15 protein-coding genes and 1 riboswitch are annotated in these 17,463 nt (G+C 68.5%); of the genes, 4 read left to right on the top strand and 11 right to left on the bottom strand.

Translation table 11 applies throughout. From position 1 onward, the window contains the following. Nucleotides 1-118 precede the first annotated feature (118 nt). On the bottom strand, nt 119-778 hold the full coding sequence (locus tag C4B30_RS31150) for a HugZ family pyridoxamine 5'-phosphate oxidase (protein WP_105133387.1): 660 nt from the start codon (nt 776-778) through the stop codon (nt 119-121). Nucleotides 779-958: 180 nt separating this feature from the next. Here C4B30_RS31150 and C4B30_RS31145 point away from each other — a divergent pair, with 180 nt between their 5' ends. Beyond that, nucleotides 959-2,176, top strand: coding sequence for an MFS transporter (locus tag C4B30_RS31145; RefSeq protein WP_105133386.1), 1,218 nt, complete (start codon nt 959-961; stop codon nt 2,174-2,176). Between the two features lie 88 nt (nt 2,177-2,264). Here the strand turns inward: C4B30_RS31145 and C4B30_RS31140 are convergent, their stop codons facing one another. Together C4B30_RS31140 and C4B30_RS31135 are read right to left on the bottom strand one after the other, a co-directional pair. Further along, entirely contained in the window at nt 2,265-3,407 is a 1,143-nt protein-coding gene (locus C4B30_RS31140; protein ID WP_027783253.1) for a branched-chain amino acid ABC transporter substrate-binding protein, read from the bottom strand. Nucleotides 3,408-3,844: 437 nt separating this feature from the next. Further along, nucleotides 3,845-4,924 carry an NAD(P)H-dependent flavin oxidoreductase gene (locus tag C4B30_RS31135; RefSeq protein WP_027783252.1) on the bottom strand — a complete coding sequence of 360 codons (1,080 nt, stop codon included), beginning with the start codon at nt 4,922-4,924 and terminating at the stop codon, nt 3,845-3,847. Nucleotides 4,925-5,147: 223 nt separating this feature from the next. Between C4B30_RS31135 and C4B30_RS31130 the strand changes: the two genes are divergently transcribed. Beyond that, nucleotides 5,148-5,840 carry a dienelactone hydrolase family protein gene (locus C4B30_RS31130; protein ID WP_027783251.1) on the top strand — a complete coding sequence of 231 codons (693 nt, stop codon included), beginning with the start codon at nt 5,148-5,150 and terminating at the stop codon, nt 5,838-5,840. Between the two features lie 80 nt (nt 5,841-5,920). Then, on the top strand, nt 5,921-7,399 hold the full coding sequence (locus tag C4B30_RS31125) for an amidase (RefSeq protein WP_105133409.1): 1,479 nt from the start codon (nt 5,921-5,923) through the stop codon (nt 7,397-7,399). A gap of 97 nt (nt 7,400-7,496) precedes the next feature. On the opposite strand, the gene metF is transcribed toward C4B30_RS31125, so the two are convergent. The 8 genes from metF to flhB all read right to left on the bottom strand — a co-directional run bounded on the left by metF (nt 7,497) and on the right by flhB (nt 17,132). Continuing rightward, a complete protein-coding gene (gene metF / locus C4B30_RS31120; protein ID WP_027783249.1) occupies nt 7,497-8,327 on the bottom strand; it encodes a methylenetetrahydrofolate reductase [NAD(P)H] in 831 nt (276 codons plus the stop codon). A gap of 34 nt (nt 8,328-8,361) precedes the next feature. Continuing rightward, entirely contained in the window at nt 8,362-8,715 is a 354-nt protein-coding gene (locus C4B30_RS31115) for a phage holin family protein (RefSeq protein WP_027783248.1), read from the bottom strand. A 96-nt stretch (nt 8,716-8,811) separates the two neighbouring features. After that, nucleotides 8,812-10,230 carry an adenosylhomocysteinase gene (gene ahcY, locus C4B30_RS31110; RefSeq protein WP_027783247.1) on the bottom strand — a complete coding sequence of 473 codons (1,419 nt, stop codon included), beginning with the start codon at nt 10,228-10,230 and terminating at the stop codon, nt 8,812-8,814. Nucleotides 10,231-10,262: 32 nt separating this feature from the next. Further along, nucleotides 10,263-10,381, bottom strand: a riboswitch (S-adenosyl-L-homocysteine riboswitch). 97 nt (nt 10,382-10,478) lie between these two features. Further along, complete coding sequence (locus tag C4B30_RS31105) at nt 10,479-11,213, bottom strand: RNA polymerase sigma factor FliA (protein WP_027783246.1); 735 nt, start codon at nt 11,211-11,213, stop codon at nt 10,479-10,481. A 22-nt stretch (nt 11,214-11,235) separates the two neighbouring features. Then, nucleotides 11,236-12,054 (bottom strand): nucleotide-binding protein, encoded by an 819-nt coding sequence (locus C4B30_RS31100; protein ID WP_027783245.1) that lies wholly within the window; start codon nt 12,052-12,054, stop codon nt 11,236-11,238. Then, nucleotides 12,047-13,831, bottom strand: a complete 1,785-nt coding sequence (flhF, locus tag C4B30_RS31095) for a flagellar biosynthesis protein FlhF (RefSeq protein WP_027783244.1) — start codon at nt 13,829-13,831, stop codon at nt 12,047-12,049. The genes C4B30_RS31100 and flhF overlap by 8 nt, the downstream gene beginning before the upstream one ends. Beyond that, nucleotides 13,828-15,927, bottom strand: coding sequence for a flagellar biosynthesis protein FlhA (gene flhA / locus C4B30_RS31090; RefSeq protein WP_027783243.1), 2,100 nt, complete (start codon nt 15,925-15,927; stop codon nt 13,828-13,830). Before flhA ends, flhF begins: the two co-directional genes overlap by 4 nt. Then, entirely contained in the window at nt 15,924-17,132 is a 1,209-nt protein-coding gene (gene flhB, locus C4B30_RS31085; protein ID WP_105133385.1) for a flagellar biosynthesis protein FlhB, read from the bottom strand. Before flhB ends, flhA begins: the two co-directional genes overlap by 4 nt. Nucleotides 17,133-17,186: 54 nt before the next feature. On the opposite strand from flhB, the gene C4B30_RS35975 reads away from it, so the two are divergent. Further along, nucleotides 17,187-17,463: hypothetical protein (locus tag C4B30_RS35975; protein WP_234015472.1), on the top strand; the 277-nt coding region annotated here is incomplete at its 3' end.

The raw sequence follows: 17,463 nt of genomic DNA, 5'->3' as shown, positions 1-17,463 counted from the left end.
GGTCTATCAATATACGCAATTACCCTGCATTCAAAAAATCAAAGCTTTCATCGCACGACAGTTTTGCGAAAACCACATGACGCGGTTTGCTAAACGGACAAATCACTGACCCGCGACGTCACGTCACATTCTTCGCGCAGGCGATCAGCCGCTCGCGCAGCACACCGATATCGGCCGACGGCGACTCGAACGGCGTGCGCACGCGGCGCCCGTCGCATCGCCAGTCCGCGCCATGGCGGTCGACGCCGAGCAGGTCGAGCCCGTCGCGGCGTGCGTGGCCCGCTTCGTAGGCACGCCACAGCGCCTGTTCGTCGTCGAACGCGAGCGGCGGCAGCGCATCGAGATGCGTGCCGTCGACCCAGCCCATCCGTCCGAACCCGCCGATATAGCGCAGCCGCTCGATCTCGAGCGCCCAGAACGCGAAATCGCCGAGCGCGAGATAGCGCGCGGCGTCCGGTTCGTAGCGCAGGTAACGCGCGGTAACGTGCGGATCGTCGCCGAGCGGCACGAACCGGCCCAGCAGCGTCGCGCGCTCGGCGTTCAGGACATCGCCGTCATTGGCATCGACGACGAGGAAACCCGCACGCGGATCGGCGGCGAGATTGCGCGTGTGCTCGGCCAGGCCGCTCACCAGGATCACGGGCCGATGGCTTGCATCCGGTGCAAACGGCACGACCGTCGGATACGGGAACCCCTGCGGTTCGCGCGCATGGGTGGCGAGCGTGCCGAGCGCGCAGCGGTGCAGCAGATGCAGGGCGAAGGCGGGATCGATGTTCAAGAGGAACTCCTGCGGTCGAAAGGCGGTGCCTCGGGCATGGCTTCGATGTTACCCGCGCTCGCCGCACGCGTCGCATCGACCGAACGGCCATCGCCCGGCAGAAACGTAAGCGGTTCGATAGAATCGGACAAATCCGCCGGGCGCCGTGTGCGCCCACGCATTTTCCCGACGAGCCTTCCCGTGTCCGAATCCTCCTCCCCCGAATCGTCGTCCCCGTTCGCCGCGCCGCCCGACGCGCATCGCGTGCTGCCGCTGCCGGCCCGCCAGCGTGCGCGCACGGCGTCGATGGCGCTGTTCTTCGTCGCCGGCATGATGTACGCGTCGTGGGGCGTGCACGTGCCGACCGTGCGCGACAAGTTCGCGCTGAGCCCCGGGCTGCTGTCGATCGCGCTGTTCGCGGTCGCCGGCGGGTCGATCGCCGCGATGCTGACCATCGCGCGCTGGATCGCGCGCGTCGGCTCGCGCACCGCGTGCCTCGCCGGCGGGCTCGTGATGTCCGCGTGCGCGGCGCTGATCCTCGTCGTGCCCGACTACTGGATGCTGCTCGCGGTGCTCGCGCTGTTCGGCTTCTCGATGGCGACGCTCGACGTCGCGATGAACGCCGAGGCCAGCGCGGTCGAAATCGCGCTCGGCAAGCCGATCATGTCGTCGCTGCACGGGATGTTCAGCATCGGCGGGATGGCCGGCGCGGCGGCCGGCGGCGCACTGCTGTCGGCCGGCATGGCGCCGGTCGCGCATCTCGCGCTCGCGGCGGCGGTGTGCGCCACGGTGCTCGTGGTCGCGAGCCCGGCCGTGCTGCCGCACGTGCCGCATCACGAACAGGCGCACGGCGGCGGCAACCGCTGGCGCTCGCCCGCGCTCTGGATGCTCGGCGGCATCGCGCTCGTCGCGCTGATCGCCGAAGGCGCGATGTACGACTGGGCGACGGTCTACATGCGCGACGTGGTCGCGGCGAGCCCCGCGCTCGCGAGCGCCGCGTACGCGGCGTTCTCGGGCGGGATGGCCATCGCGCGCTTCGCGGGCGACGCCGTGCGCGCCCGCTTCGGCGCGCCGCAGCTCGTGTTCGCGAGCGCGTCGCTCGCCTGCGGGGGGATGATCGGCGCGCTGCTGCTGCCGAATCCGGTCGCGGTGCTGACCGGTTTCACGCTGATGGGCCTCGGGCTGGCCAACATGATGCCCGTGCTGTTCGCGGCCGCCGCGCGCGTGAAAGGCATCCACGCGGCCGAAGGGCTCGCGCACGTGGCCGGGCTCGCGTATTTCGGACTGCTGTTCGGTCCGGTCGTGATCGGCGCGGTCGCGCAGGCCGCGAACCTGACGATCGGCCTGTCGGTCGTCGCCCTGTGCGCGGCGCTCGTCGCGCTCGTCGCACCGAAGGTGCTCGCGCACCTGAAGATCTGACGGCGCGGCGGCACACGCCGGCCCAAAAAGAAAGCGCGCATGCGTTGCCGCATGCGCGCTTTCACCCTCCTGTCGACCGCTCGTTGCGTTACATCTTCACTTCGTCGAGCAGGGACTTCTTGCCGCTCTTGTAGTTGTACAGCGAAATCACGCCGTGCTGCAGGTCGCCCTTCGAATCGAAGGTCGTCGTGCCGATCACGCCCGTGTATTTCGTCGCCGGCATCGCCGCGAGGATCTTCGCCGGGTCCGTCGAGTTCGCGCGCTTCATCGCGTCGGCGATGATGTACACGGCGTCATACGTGAACGGCGCGTAGATCTGGATCGGCTGGCCGAAGCGCTTCTCGTACTTCGCCTTGAACGCGCTGCCGCCCGGCATCTTCTCGAGCGAAGCACCGGCTTCCGAGCACACGATGTTGTCGGTCGCGTCGCCGGCCAGGTCGGCCAGTTTCTCCGTGCACACGCCGTCGCCCGCGAAGATCTTCGCGCGCAGGCCAAGCTGCTTCGCCTGCTTCGCGAACGGGCCGCCGGTGGCGTCCATGCCGCCGTACATGATCGCGTCCGGGTTCTCGCCCTTGATCTTCGTCAGAATCGCGCGGAAGTCGACCGCCTTGTCGTTCGTCGCGTCATGCGACATCACCTTCAGGCCGAGCGCCTTCGCCTTCTTCTCGAATTCGTTCGCGAGACCCTGGCCGTAAGCGGTCGAATCGTCGACCACCGCCACGCTCTTGATGCCCTTCGAATGCGCATAGTTCGCCAGTGCCGGGCCCTGCTGCGCATCGGTCGCCACCACGCGGTACGTGGTCTTGAACCCTTGCTGCGTGTACACCGGGTTGGTCGCCGACGGCGAAATCTGCACGATGCCCGCATCGCTGTAGATCTTCGAGGCCGGGATCGACGTGCCCGAGTTCAGGTGGCCGACCACCGCGACGACCTTGTCGTCGACGAGCTTCTGCGCAACCTGCGTCGCCTGCCGCGGGTCGGCGGCGTCATCCTGCGGGTCGAGTTGCAGCGTGATCTTCTGGCCGCCGATCGTGAGACCCTTCGCGTTGATTTCCTCGACCGCGAGACGTGCGCCGTTTTCGTTGTCCTTGCCCAGGTGTGCAATGCCGCCCGTCAACGGCGCGACGTGGCCGATCTTGACGACTTGATCGGCGGACGCGTTGCTTGCAGCTGCAGCACACAGCATCGCCGCTGCGGTGATCGGCAACAGCTTTTGCATCTTGATATTCATGTAAGTCTCCAGTTCGGTCCCAAAAAACGCCATCGCCCGGTGCCCCGCTGCCATCCCCGTGTTTGCCATCACTGGACGATTCGCCGGTTGCATCGTTCATGCACTTGGCCTCAAGTACGTGAAAACCGCCGCTTTTAGCAGCTGCCCGCCCGTACTTGCGCGCAAGTGTAGGTGATCAAATTAATTTGTGGGACTTTTTTGGGGTAGTGGTAACACTACCGATATGCACGCTTTGGAAGGATGACTCGAATAACGCTGCAAGCCCCGGCGGATAAGGGTTTCCGCTAATTCCCGGCATACTTTCGAAAGGTCGTTTCGACCTATTCACGGGGCATTTCGATTCGGTATTTTATGCCCGTGATCATTGAATGAAACGCGCGTGACACCACGCGCGTTTCGCCGCCCGATATCGACGGTTGCGGCGGATGAAGCAGCGTTCAGGCGGCCGATGCACGCCATTCCGCGTCGAGCGCGGCGACCAGCTGCGACGTCGTCAGCGCATCGCCGCGCCGCCGCGCGAGCGGCGCGCCCTGTCCGGCCCACAGCGACAGGTAGTCGCCGTCGTTCGCGCGCGCGGCGGCCTGGCGCAGCGGCTGGGTCAGCGCATTCTGCACCGGATACGGTGCGGCGTCGGCCACGTGCTCGCCGAGCCGCGCCATCAGCGTGTTGCGCAGCCCTCGTGCATGACGGCCGGTGATCGCACGCGTGACCTGCGTCGACGTATCGGCGCTCGCGAGCAGCCGCGCCTTCCAGTCCGCCGCGATCGCGCTTTCCGCGCACGTGAGGAACGCGGTGCCGAGTTGCGCGCCCTGCGCGCCGAGCGCGAGCGCGGCCGCGATGCCACGGCCGTCCATGATCCCGCCCGCGGCGAGCACGGGCAAGCCCGTCGCGTCGGCGAGCTGGGGGACGAGCGCGAACGTGCCGATCAGCGCATCGTCAGCGCAACCGATGAAGGTGCCGCGATGGCCGCCCGCCTCGGCGCCCTGCGCGGACAGCGCGTCGGCGCCGGCCGCCTGCCACGCGAGCCCTTCGGCCACGTGCGTCGCGGTGCCGATCACATAAGTGCCGACGGCTTTCAGGCGCGCGACGTCGGCCGCGTCGAGCACGCCGAACGTGAAGCTCGCGACCGGCACGCGCAGCGCGACGAGCGCATCGAGCTGCGCGCGGAAATCGGGCGCGTAGCGCGCCGGCGCCGTGCCCGGCGGCAAGCCGAGCGTCGCGTTCAGCGGGTCGATCGCCGCCAGTGCGCGCGCGAGCGTCGCCGCATCGGGCGCGACGTCGGGCAGCACGAACAGGTTGATCGCGAACGGGCGATCGGTCGCCGCGCGAATTGCGGCGACTTCGGCCGCGAGGCGCTCGGGCGCGAGCGCGCCGGCACCGAGGCTGCCGAGCGCACCGGCATTCGACGCGGCCGTGACCATCGCGGTCGTGGTCGCGCCGACCATCGGCGCCTGCACGAGCGGCAGGCGCAAACCGAAGCGTTCGGAAAAGGGCGTGGAAAACGAGCGGGAAGACATGGCGAATCCTTCGATGACGATGCGCGAAAGCGCTTTGTAAAGGCCGACACATCGACTCTATCGAAGCGGCGCGGCGCCGAAAAATGAATAATCGAGATCGAAACGATCGCTGCGCGAGAAGCGGCCGCGCGCGCTGCACCACAGCACGATTGGTGGCACACTAAGCCGCCCTCTTTTTACCCGCGGGGCGCCTCGCGCACCCCGCACGCCAGGAGTTCAGAACGTGACTGCCCAATGGATCGACATCCCGACCGGTAACGACAGCTTCGGCGGCTATCTCGCACTGCCCAAGCGCGGCAAGGGCCCTGCCGTCATCATCATCCAGGAGATCTTCGGCGTGAACTCGCACATCCGTGCGGTCGCCGACCAGTACGCGGCCGACGGCTTCGTCGCGCTCGCGCCCGACGTGTTCTGGCGCACGCAGCCGCGCGTCGAGCTGACCTACGAGGGCGCGGATCGCGACAAGGGCATCGAGCTGATGAAGAAGACCGACGTGGGTCTCGCGGTCGCGGACATCGGCGCGGCGGCCGACGCGTTGCGCGCACGCCCCGAAGTGAGCGGCAAGCTCGCCGCGATCGGCTACTGCTTCGGCGGCCAGATCGCGTACCGCGCGGCGGCGACCGGCAAGCTCGACGCGGCGGTCGCCTATTACGGCGGCGGCATCCAGAACGCACTCGATCTCGCCGCCCAGATCACGCAGCCGATCCTGTTCCACTACGCGGAAAACGACCACGGCATTCCGCTCACCGCCGTCGACCAGGTGAAGGCCGCGTTCGCCGGCCACGGCGATGCGTCGTTCCACGTCTACCCGGGCGCCGAGCACGGCTTCAACTGCACGGACCGCGCCTCGTACAACCAGCGCGCGGCGGCGCTCGCGCACGGCCGCACGTTGACCTTCCTCGCCGAGCACCTTTAAAAAGGCACGGCCGCGGGCCCGCCACGCCGGGCCCGCGTTATGCTCGCACCATCGCCACGAGTCACACGGGGGTGACCGCGATGCACTCGGACTATCTCGCGCACGACGCAATCGGCCTCGCCGCGCTCGTGCGCGACCGCCACGCCAGCCCGCGCGAACTGCTCGACGCCGCGATCGGTCAGGCCGAAGCGGTCAACGGCGCGATCAACGCGATCGTGCTGCAGGACTACGAAGCCGCGCGCGCGCGTGCGGCGGCCGCGCCCGAGCCGGGCGCCGACGTGCCGTTCGCGGGCGTACCTTATCTCGTCAAGGATCTCGGCGCGGCGGTCGCCGGGCTGCCGCTGTCGATGGGCAGCCGGCACTACCGTTACTTCGTGCCGGCCGACGATTCGCCGGTGATCGCGCGCAGCCGCGCGGCGGGCCTCAATGTATTCGGCAAGACCAACACGTCCGAGATCGGCCAGATGCCGTACACGGAACCGGAACTGTTCGGTGCGTGCCGCAACCCGTGGAATCTCGATCACACGCCCGGCGGTTCGAGCGGGGGCGCGGCGGCCGCCGTCGCGGCCGGCATCGTGCCGCTCGCGCATGCGTCCGACGGCGGCGGCTCGATCCGCATTCCGGCGTCGTGCTGCGGGCTGTTCGGCCTGAAGCCGAGCCGCAACCCGGTGCTCGTCGACCTGCCGTCGAACGGCGAACTCGTCGTCCAGCACGCGGTGTCGCGCAGCGTGCGCGACAGCGCGCTGCTGCTCGACGTGACGACCGGCCAGACCCTGCCGCCCGGCGCGCCCGGCACCTTCCTCGGCGCGCTCGATACGCCGCCCGGCCCGCTGCGGATCGGCCTCGTCGTCGATCCGATGCTCGCGCCGGCGCTCGCCGACGACACGCGCGCGGCGCTCGACGACGCAGCCGCGCTGCTCGAATCGCTCGGCCACCACGTCGAGCCGGCGACGCTGCAAATCGACTACGCGCGCGCGGCCGAAACCTTCCTGACGCTGTGGGCGACGATCGCCGAGGAAATGGTGCTCGGCGCGCGCGAACTGACCGGCCGCACGCCGCGGCGCGGCGAATTCGAGGCCGCGACGTGGGCGATGGCCGTGGTCGGCCGCCGCCTTGCGCGCACGCGGCTGCCCGACGTGCTCGAATGGCAGCGCCAGCTCACCGTGCAGGTCGCCGGTCTCGTGTCGCGCTACGACGCGATCCTGTGCGCGTCGCTCGCCGGGCCGCCGGTGAAGATCGGCGAATTGCAGCCGACGCCGTTCGAATCCGCGCAGATGAAGCTGCTCGCCGCGCTGCCGGTAAAGCCGCTGCTGAAGGAAATGCTCGCGAAGTCGTCGGAGAAGGCGTTCGCCTGGGCCGGCTGCACCGAGCTGTTCAACCTGACCGGCCAGCCGGCGATGTCGGTGCCGCTGTACTGGAATGCGCGCGGGCTGCCGATCGGCGTGCAGTTCGCCGCGCGCCACGCCGACGAAGCGTTGCTGCTACGGCTCGCGCGGCAGCTCGAACAGGCGCGGCCGTGGTTCGACCGCCGCCCGCCGCTGATGCAGGCGCAGCGCTGACGCGCGCACGTTTTCGCCGCGCGTCACGCTTCACGATAAAAAAGCCCCGCCGGCACGAACCGGCAGGGCTTTTAAGCATACAACCGCGTGACGGCGCTTACACCGCGAGCCGTTCGCAGATCGTGCGCGTCGCGACCGCCGCGTTCAGCGTGTAGAAGTGCAGCCCCGGCACGCCCGCGTCGATCAGGCGCTGGCACAGGCTCGTGACGACGTCCGCGCCGAACGCACGGATCGACTCGCGATCGTCGCCGAAGCTCTCGAGCCGGCGCGCGACCCAGCGCGGCACTTCGGCGCCGCACATCTCGGAGAAGCGCATCAGCTGCGAGAAGTTCGTGATCGGCATGATGCCCGGCACGATCGGCACGTCCACACCCAGCTTGCGCGCATCGTCGACGAAGCGGAAATACGCGTCCGCGTTGAAGAAGTACTGCGTGATCGCGGAATTCGCGCCGGCTTTCACCTTGCGCGCGAAATTCTCGAGATCGGCTTTCGGCGAGCGCGATTGCGGGTGGTACTCCGGATAGCCCGCGACCTCGATGTGGAACCAGTCGCCATGCTCGGCGCGGATGAAGCTGACGAGCTCGGACGCATAGCGCAGCTCGCCGACCGCGCCCATCCCCGACGGCAGGTCGCCGCGCAGCGCGACGATGTGCCGGATGCCGTGCGAGCGGTACTGGTCGAGAATCGCGCGCAGGCTGTCGCGCGACGAGCCGATGCACGACAGGTGCGGGGCGGCCTCGAGGCCGTCCTTCTGCATGTCGAGCACGGTGTCGAGCGTGCCCTGCTGCGTCGATCCGCCGGCGCCGAACGTCACGGAGACGAATTTCGGCTTCAGCGGCAGCAGCTGCGCGCGCGTGGCGCGCAGCTTTTCGACGCCGTCCGCCGTCTTCGGCGGGAAGAATTCAAACGAGAGTTCGATCGGTTTCATGATTCGATGGGGTTGGGCCTCAACCCGCCCGCCCTCAGCCGATGTCGCGCTGGCCGAAGATCAGGGCGGACAGCAGCCACGACACGATGCTGTACAGGATCGAACCGAAGAACGCGGACCAGAACCCCGACACCTCGAAGCCCTTCAGCAGCGACGACGCGAACCAGAAGCACAGCGCGTTCACGACGAGGATGAACACCCCGAGCGTGACGATCGTGACGGGCAGCGTCAGCAGGATCAGCACCGGCCGGATCACCGTGTTGATCAGCCCGAGCACGACCGCGATGATCAGCGCGGTGCCGAAGCTCTTGATGTGGATCGACGGCACGAGGTACGTGATGATCAGCAACGCGAGCGCGTTGATGACCCAGGTGAGGATGAGGCTCATGGAGGGCTCCGGTTCGGTTGTCGATCGGTACGATCGGGGAGCGCCGCCGCGCCGTGCGCCCGCCACGGGCGCGCACGACACGGCGGCGGCCGCGCATCAGTAGCGGTAGTGGTTCGGCTTGAACGGGCCGTCCTTCTGCACGCCGATGTACGAAGCCTGCTCGTCCGACAGCACCGACAGGTTCGCGCCGATGCGCGCGAGGTGCAGGCGCGCGACCTTTTCATCGAGATGCTTCGGCAGCACGTACACCTTGTTCTCGTACTCGTTGCCGCGCACGAACAGCTCGATCTGCGCGAGCGTCTGGTTCGCGAACGAGTTCGACATCACGAACGACGGATGGCCGGTCGCGCAGCCGAGGTTCACGAGGCGGCCTTCCGCCAGCAGGATCACGCGCTTGCCGTCCGGGAAGATGATGTGGTCGACCTGCGGCTTGATGTTTTCCCACTGGTACTGGCGGGTCGACGCGACGTCGATTTCCGAGTCGAAGTGGCCGATGTTGCAGACGATCGCGTTGTGACGCATCGCCTTCATGTGATCGTGGTTGATCACGTGGTAGTTGCCGGTCGCCGTCACGAAGATGTCGGCCTTGTCCGCCGCGTATTCCATCGTCACGACGCGGTAGCCTTCCATCGCCGCCTGCAGCGCGCAGATCGGATCGATTTCGGTGACCCACACGGTCGCGCCCAGGCCGCGCAGCGACTGCGCGCAACCCTTGCCCACGTCGCCGTAGCCCGCGACGACCGCGACCTTGCCCGCGATCATCACGTCGGTCGCGCGCTTGATGCCGTCGACGAGCGACTCGCGGCAGCCGTACAGGTTGTCGAACTTCGACTTCGTGACCGAATCGTTCACGTTGAACGCCGGGAACGGCAGGCGGCCGTCCTTTTCCATCTGGTACAGGCGGTGCACGCCGGTCGTGGTTTCTTCGGTCACGCCCTTGATGTGCGCGAGGCGCTTCGAGTACCAGTTCGCGTCGACGTCGAGGTGCGCCGCGATCGACTTGTACAGCGCGACTTCTTCCTCGTTGGTCGGCTTCGCGATCACCGAACGGTCCTGCTCGGCCTTCGAGCCGAGGATCAGCAGCAGCGTTGCGTCGCCGCCGTCGTCGAGGATCATGTTCGCGAATTCGCCGTTCGGCCATTCGAAGATGCGGTGCGAGAACTCCCAGTATTCGTCGAGCGATTCGCCCTTGAACGCGAACACCGGCGTGCCGGCTTCGACGATCGCGGCCGCGGCGTGATCCTGGGTCGAGAAGATGTTGCACGACGCCCAGCGGACGTCCGCGCCGAGCGCCTTCAGCGTCTCGATCAGCACGCCCGTCTGGATCGTCATGTGCAGCGAACCGGCGATGCGCGCGCCCTTCAGCGGCTGCTGCGCCTTGTATTCGTCGCGGATCTGCACGAGGCCCGGCATTTCGGTCTCGGCGATGTTCAGTTCCTTGCGGCCCCAGCCGGCCAGCGCCATGTCGGCGACGACGTAATCGTGGGAAGCCTTGGAATCGATAATGGCGTTCATCACGCCCTCCTTTCTAAAAAGTTTCTAGATTGGTGACGTGAGCGCCGTTCAGGAAGCGGGGCCGGCGCGAAAAAACCGCTGCACGGCTGCTTGGTGAAGCCTTCCGAGCCTGGCGGACGCTGGATGGTCCGTCGCAACGCTCCTCGGAAAACGGAGGGGATTGTAGCAAATCGGCGCGCGAAATGCGCAAGCGCCGCGCAACCGCGGCACAGGCGCGCGGCGTCGGCGCGCGCGGCCGCGGTAAAGGGTCAGGACTCGGCGCCGACCCACGCCTGTTCGCGCAGCCGCGCACGCAGGCGCGCAACGGCCTGGCTGTGCAACTGGCACACGCGCGATTCGCTCACCTCGAGCACCGCGCCGATCTCGCGCAGATTCAGACCCCGTTCGTAGTACAGCGACATCAGCAGCTTCTCGCGCTCCGGCAGCCGCTCGATCGCCTCGACGAGCGCCTCGCGCAGATGGTCGTCGAGCAGCGCCGACAGCGGATCGGCATGATCGACGCGATAACGGTCGAGGAACGGCTCGTCGTCGGCCGCGCGGTCGAAATCCTCGTAGTAGATGAGCTGGCTGCCGTGCAGGTCCTGCAGCATCCCCTGGTATTCGTCGAGCGGCATGTTCAGGTGCTGCGCGATCTCGGTCTCGCTCGCCGAGCGGCCGAGGTGCTGCTCGACCTGGTGCACCGCGTGCTCGACCTCGCGCGACGTCTTGCGCAGGCTGCGCGGCAGCCAGTCGTTGCTGCGCAGCTCGTCGAGCATCGCGCCGCGGATGCGCTGCGTCGCGTAGGTCTCGAACTGCGCGCCCTGGTCTTCCTTGTAGCGGCCGGCCGCGTCCATCAGTCCGATCATGCCGGCCTGGATCAGGTCGTCGAGATCGACGCTCGCCGGCATCTTCGCGACGAGCTGCAGCCCGAGGCGACGCACGAGCGGCGCGTATTGCGCGAGCACGTCGGCCTGGGACATCTTTCCTTGAGCGTTGTACATCATGGCTCCCTCCTTCGGGTGGCGCTCACGCGGCGTGTGCCGCGCCCGCCTCATACGACGGCTTGCCGCCGGCGTGGACTGCGCGGCCCGCACCCGAACGCGGGCGCATCGGCCAGTACAACAGGTCGGCGGCAATCTGCCGGTAATCGCGCGCGGCAGCCGACGACGGAAACGCATCGACCACCGCATGCATCAGTTCTCGGGCGTGCTCGACGAGCGGATCGGCGCTCACGCAGCCCGCGTCGGCGATCGACACGGTCAGGTAGCGGCTCGCGACGCCTGCGAGGTTGTCGAAGGCCGTCTTCGCGTCCGCGTGGCTGCCGACCTGATTGGTCAGCACGCGGAATTGTGCGAGCGCGTGCGCGAAATGCAGCCGCTTCATGCACGCATACGCCTCGGTGATCGCCTGCGCGGCGACCCGCGTGACGATCAGCACGTCGTGGGCTTCGCGCGCGAGCGCCGAGAACGATCCGTCGGCGCCGAGCTGCGCGTCGACGAGCACGATGTCGGCCGGGCCGTCGATGAAGTCGCTCAGTTGCGCGTCGCTGTAGCCGGCACGCGCGAGCCGCGCGGCGCCGCACAGGCCGAAGCCGGCCGCCACCCGCGTGCGTTCGCCGTCGCGCAGCCACGCGCCGGCGAGCGTCGCGCTGGCCGAATGCACGTCGGCGCGTTCGTCGACGACGAGCACGTCCTTGCCGAGCGACGCGAGCGCCGCCGCGAGGTTCACCACGGTGGACGTGCAGCCGACGCCCACCGGGCCGCCCGTCACCGCGACGATGCGCGACGCGCGCCCGGCCAGCAGGCGTCGCAGCCCTTCGGCCTGGTCGATGATCCGTTTATCCAAATCGCACCTCGTGCAGCTCGGCGGTGGAACGTGCGGTCAGGGCGGAAAGCAGCGTCGGCATGTCCTCGTCTTGCGGCACGAAGGGCGAGCCGTCGCGCGGCACACAGAACGCGCTCTTCAGCAGGAATTTGGTCGACGCGACGTACAGGTTCTCCGGCACCTTCTGGCCGGTCGACACGTAGTGGACCGGCAGCTTGTAGCGGATCACCGTGTCGAGCACGCCGCCGAGGTGAGTTGCCTCGTCGAGCTTGGTGAGGATGCAGCCGGCCAGATCAGGATGCTCGCCCGCGCTGCGGTACGCCTGCACGACTTCGTTCAGCGTGTCGCCGTGGCTCGTCGCGTTGAGCAGCAGCAGGCGCTGCACCGGCGCGTTCGCGCCGTGCAGCATCGCGATCTGGTCGGACACCGCGCGGTCGCGCTGGCTCATGCCGATCGTGTCGATCAGCACGATGTGCTTGTTGCGCAGCTCGGACAGCGCGAGCGCGAGGTCGCCCGCATCCTTCACCGCGTGAACCGGCACGCCGAGAATCTTGCCGAAGATGCGCAGTTGCTCGTGGCCGCCGATCCGGTAGCTGTCGGTGGTCAGCAGCGCGACCTTGCTCGCGCCGAAGCGCATCACGCAGCGCGCCGCCAGCTTCGCGGTGGTGGTCGTCTTGCCGACTCCCGTCGGCCCCATCAGCGCGAACACGCCGCCGCGCTCCATCAGCGCGTCCTCGCTGTCGAGCACCGGCAGGTTCGACGCGAGCACCGACTGCGCCCATTCGGCGGCCTGCTCGAAGGTCTGCGCGCCGTCGCCGGACGGCAGGTTGTCGACCAGCATCCGCACGAGCTGCGCGGAGAAGCCGGCCGAGAACAGGTGCTTCGTCAGCGCACCGTGGACGGCGCTGCGACGCTGGCGATCGTGCCACATCAGGCTGTCGAACTGCTCTTCCATCATCCCGCGCAGCTCGCCGAGCTCCTGCATCACGGTGTCGTTGACGATCCGCTCGATGCGCGACTTCACCGCATCGGCCACTGCGGCGGCCGTGTCGGCGGACAGGCGCGTGCGCTCCGTCGCCTTGGCGGCGTACGCGGCGCCCGTGTCGGGGGCGCGGTTAGCGGCGGCGGCCGGCGCTCCGGCGGCTGGCGCTCCGGCGGCCGGCATCCGGCGTTCGGCGTCGCGCACGATGTCGCGCGCCCAGTCGAGCGGCGTCGCGCCGGCCGCCGCTTGCGGCGCGGGCGCGCTCGCCCGCGGCTCGGCAGATGCCTGCGCACGGGCCATCAGCGCGTCGCGCTGCTGCATCAGGCGCTTCGCGTGCTCGACCAGCCACGGCGCGGGTTCGGAAGGGGCGGCCGGCGCCCCGGCGGCCGGCGTACCAGCGGCAGGCGCGGCGATCGACGACGCTGCTGCCGGCTCGTCCGCATCGATCGACGAAGCATGCACGTCGAGCTCTTGCGCGTCGGCGCTCGCGCCGAACACGGACGAGAACACGTCCGGCAGGCCGCCCGCGCCCGCCGCATACGGATTGACGGCCGGGCGCGGCGCACTGCCCGGGCGCGACACGATGCCCTGCACGGCGGCGGCCGGCACGGACTCCGGCAGACGCGACGTCGCGAGGCGCGGACGCGCGGCCGGCGGCGCCACCGCGGCGAGATCCGAATCGGCGAGTGCAACGATTTCCACACTGCCGTCATCGAGCGTGCGGTTCGACAGCACGACCGCGTCGGCGCCGAGCGCCTCGCGCACGAGACGAAGTGCGTCGCGGCTCGTTGCGCCGGTGAATTTGCGAATGTTCAAGCGGAACCCCCGATGACGTTAACGACTTTGATCGTGCGTGTGTCCGGCACTTCGGCATACGACAGCACTTTCAATTGCGGCAGGCTGCGGCGCAGGAAACGCGCGAGCATCGCGCGCAGCGCGTGCTGCACGAGCAGCACGGGCGGCAGCCCGAGATTCTGTTGACGCAGCATCGCTTGCTGCGTGCCGGTCAGAAGGTTGTGCGCGAGGCCAGGCTCGAGGCCCGGGTTCGCGCCGGTGGCGAGCGCCTGCGACAGCACGCGCTCCAGATTCGCGTCGAGGCCCATCACCTGCATTTCGCCGGCGCCCGGATACCACTGCTGCGTGATCGCGCGGCCGAGCGAGAGCCGCACCGCGGCCGTGATCTCGTACGCGTCGCCGCGGCCCGCATGCTCGGACACGGCCTCGAGGATCGTGCGCATGTCGCGGATCGGCACGCCTTCCTCGAGCAGGTTCTGCAGCACCTTCTGCAGCGTGGTGAGCGAGATCGTCTTCGGCACGAGGTCCTCGACGAGCGACGGCGCATCCTTGCCGGTGCGCTCGACGAGCGCCTGCACTTCCTGGCGGCCGAGCAGCTCGGCCGCGTGCTGGACGACCAGATGGTTCAGGTGCGTCGCGACGACCGTGCTCGCGTCGACCACCGTGTAGCCGTACACCTGCGCCTGCTCGCGCATCGCGACGTCGATCCACACGGCCGGCAGCCCGAACGCGGGATCCTGCGTGACGGCGCCCGGCAGCGCGGCCGTGACCTGGCCCGGGTTGATCGCGAGCCACTGGCCCGGGAACACTTCGCCGACGCCGATCTCGACGCCCTTCAGCGCGATCCGGTACGCGTTCGGACGCAGTTCGAGGTTGTCGCGGATATGGATCACCGGCGGCAGGAAGCCGATTTCCTGCGCGAATTTCTTGCGGATGCTCTTGATGCGCTTGAGCAGCTCGCCGTCGCTGTTCTTGTCGACGAGCGGAATCAGCCGGTAGCCGACTTCCAGGCCGAGCGGATCGATCAGCTGCACGTCGTCCCAGGTCGCTTCGTGGCTGTCGGCCGGCAGCACGGCGGGCGGGGCGATGTCGGTCACGTCGCCGGCCGCCTTGCGGGCCGCCGCGCGCTGGGTCAGCGTGCGCGCCAGCCAGATCGCGCCGCCGCCGAGCGCGAGGAACGCGAAGTGCGGCATCCCGGGGATCAGCCCCATCAGCACGATGATCGCGCCGGTGATGTTCAGCACGCGCGGGTTCGTGAACAACTGGCCGGTGATCTGCGTGCCGATGTCCTCGTCGGTCGCGACGCGCGACACGATCACGCCGGCCGCGGTCGAGATCACGAGCGACGGGATCTGCGCGACCAGGCCGTCGCCGATCGTCAGCAACGTGTAGTTGGTGCCGGCCGCCGCGAAGCTCATGTCGTGCTGGACCATCCCGACGATCAGCCCGCCGATCACGTTGATCGCCATGATGATCAGGCCGGCGATCGCGTCGCCGCGCACGAACTTCGACGCGCCGTCCATCGACCCGTAGAACTCGGCTTCCTGCGATACCGCAAGGCGCCGCTTGCGCGCCTGTTCCTCGTTGATGAGGCCCGCGTTCAGGTCGGCGTCGATCGCCATCTGTTTGCCGGGCATCGCGTCGAGCGTGAAGCGCGCGGATACTTCGGCGATCCGCCCCGCGCCCTTCGTGATCACCATGAAGTTGATGATCATCAGGATCACGAACACCACGATGCCGACCGCGAAGTTGCCGCCGACGAGGAAGTGGCCGAACGCCTCGATCACCTGGCCGGCCGCGTCCGGGCCGGTGTGCCCTTCGAGCAGCACGACGCGCGTCGACGCGACGTTCAGCGACAGGCGCAACAGCGTCGAGAACAGCAGCACGCTCGGGAACGCCGCGAAATCGAGCGGCTTCATCGTGTACATGCTGACGAGCAGCACCATCACGGACAGCGCGATGTTGAACGTGAACAGCAGATCCAGCAGCATCGGCGGCAGCGGCAGGATCATCATCCCCAGGATCATGCAGATGAGGATCGGGCCCGCGAGCGCGCGCAGATTCGTGCCCGCGAACGGGTTCGGGCGCTTCGCGAACAGGCCGGTCGGGGTGCTCATGCGGAAGCTCCTTGCGTGCCTTGCGTGCCGAGCGTGTCCTCGGCTTCCTCGCGTTCATCGTCGGCGGCCACCGACGTGCCCTTGTCGAGATCGGCCGGCACGTCGAGATCGACCGGCACCGCGGGGAACGCGCCGCCTTCCGAACGGAAGCGCTTGAGCTGGTACACCCATGCGAGCACTTCGGCGACGGCCGAGTACAGCGAGCCGGGAATCTCGCGTTCGATTTCGACGTTGTGATACAGCGCACGCGCGAGCGGCGGCGCCTCGAGCAGCGGCACGTTGTGCTCGGCCGCGAGTTCGCGGATGCGCGCGGCGACGAGGTTCACGCCCTTGGCGACGACCTTCGGCGCCCGCATCTCGCCGTCCGTGTATTGCAGCGCGACCGCGAAGTGCGTCGGGTTCGTGACGACCACGTCGGCCTTCGGCACGGCCGCCATCATCCGGCGGCGCGCGATCGCGCGCTGCTGCTGGCGGATTCGTCCCTTCACGTGCGGATCGCCTTCGTTCTCGCGATGCTCGCGCTTCACTTCTTCCTTCGTCATGCGCAACTTCTTGTTGTACTGCCAGAGTTGGTAAGGCACGTCGAGCCCGGCGACCACCAGCATCCCGGCGACCGTCGTGCCGCAGCACACGGCGACCAGATGCAGCGCATCGGGCAGCGCGGCGCCGAGCGGCTGCGTCGCGAGACCGAGCAGTTCGTCCTTGCTGCGCCAGATCGCGATGCCGCCGATCCCGCCGACGACCAGCGTCTTCGCGACCGACATCCCGAGCTGGATCGGCCCCTGGATCGAGAAGATCCGGCCGAGGCCCGAGATCGGGTTCAGGCGGTCGAACTTCAGCTCGAACGTCTTTTGCGAAATCAGCCAGCCGCCGAGCGCCATCGGCGCGAGCAGCGCGGCGACGCCGGTGAGCGCGAGCAGCGGCAGCAGCGCGGCGAAGCCTTCGAGGCTCGCGCTGCCGGCCGCCGACAGCATCCGGTTGGTGTCGAACGCGGTCGCGCGATCGAACGTGAACGCGCCGCGCAGCATCGCTTGCAGATGCCCGCCCGACGGGCCCGCGAGCAGCCATGCGCCGTAGAACCCCGCCGCGAGCAGTGCGAACGAAGCCAGTTCGCGCGAACGCGCGACCTGCCCCTCCTCGCGCGCCTTCTCGCGGCGCCTGGGAGTGGCGGCTTCGGTCTTGTCGAGATCGCTCTCGTCTGCCACGGGGCCTCCGGTCGGGTACGGCGGAATGCCGCTTTCCAGTGACACCGATTATTCATGGAGGCATCAAACGCCGATCGGTCGAGCAAAGCCGGGAAAGGGGGGTATTTCGGGGAATCGGGCGAGCGCCGCAAACCAAGCCGGATCGGGGGGCGGAACGATGCACGGCGCGGCGAAAAAACGGTCCGGGCGGCGCATGCGCGAAGCGGCGGCGGCAAGCAGGACGGCAGCGGCGTCATGCGGGGGAACGGCGAAACGACGGGCGCGGAAGACGCGGGAAATCGGCCCGACGCAACGGCGTCGTGCGTCGTGCGTCGTGCGGCGAGCGGCGGGC

The sequence above is a fragment of the Burkholderia sp. BE12 genome (assembly GCF_002959955.1).
GTDB lineage: Bacteria > Pseudomonadota > Gammaproteobacteria > Burkholderiales > Burkholderiaceae > Burkholderia.
This window is presented reverse-complemented; position numbering and strand designations above follow the sequence as displayed.

Excerpts from the sequence above, each read along its gene's own strand:
- C4B30_RS31135 (WP_027783252.1), bottom strand. The coding sequence starts at position 4,924 with ATGTCTTCCCGCTCGTTTTCCACGCCCTTTTCCGAACGCTTCGGTTTG.
- flhA (WP_027783243.1), bottom strand. The coding sequence starts at position 15,927 with ATGAGCACCCCGACCGGCCTGTTCGCGAAGCGCCCGAACCCGTTCGCG.
- C4B30_RS31105 (WP_027783246.1), bottom strand. The coding sequence starts at position 11,213 with ATGATGTACAACGCTCAAGGAAAGATGTCCCAGGCCGACGTGCTCGCG.
- C4B30_RS31115 (WP_027783248.1), bottom strand. The coding sequence starts at position 8,715 with ATGAGCCTCATCCTCACCTGGGTCATCAACGCGCTCGCGTTGCTGATC.
- ahcY (WP_027783247.1), bottom strand. The coding sequence starts at position 10,230 with ATGAACGCCATTATCGATTCCAAGGCTTCCCACGATTACGTCGTCGCC.
- C4B30_RS31140 (WP_027783253.1), bottom strand. The coding sequence starts at position 3,407 with ATGAATATCAAGATGCAAAAGCTGTTGCCGATCACCGCAGCGGCGATG.
- C4B30_RS31125 (WP_105133409.1), top strand. The coding sequence starts at position 5,921 with ATGCACTCGGACTATCTCGCGCACGACGCAATCGGCCTCGCCGCGCTC.
- metF (WP_027783249.1), bottom strand. The coding sequence starts at position 8,327 with ATGAAACCGATCGAACTCTCGTTTGAATTCTTCCCGCCGAAGACGGCG.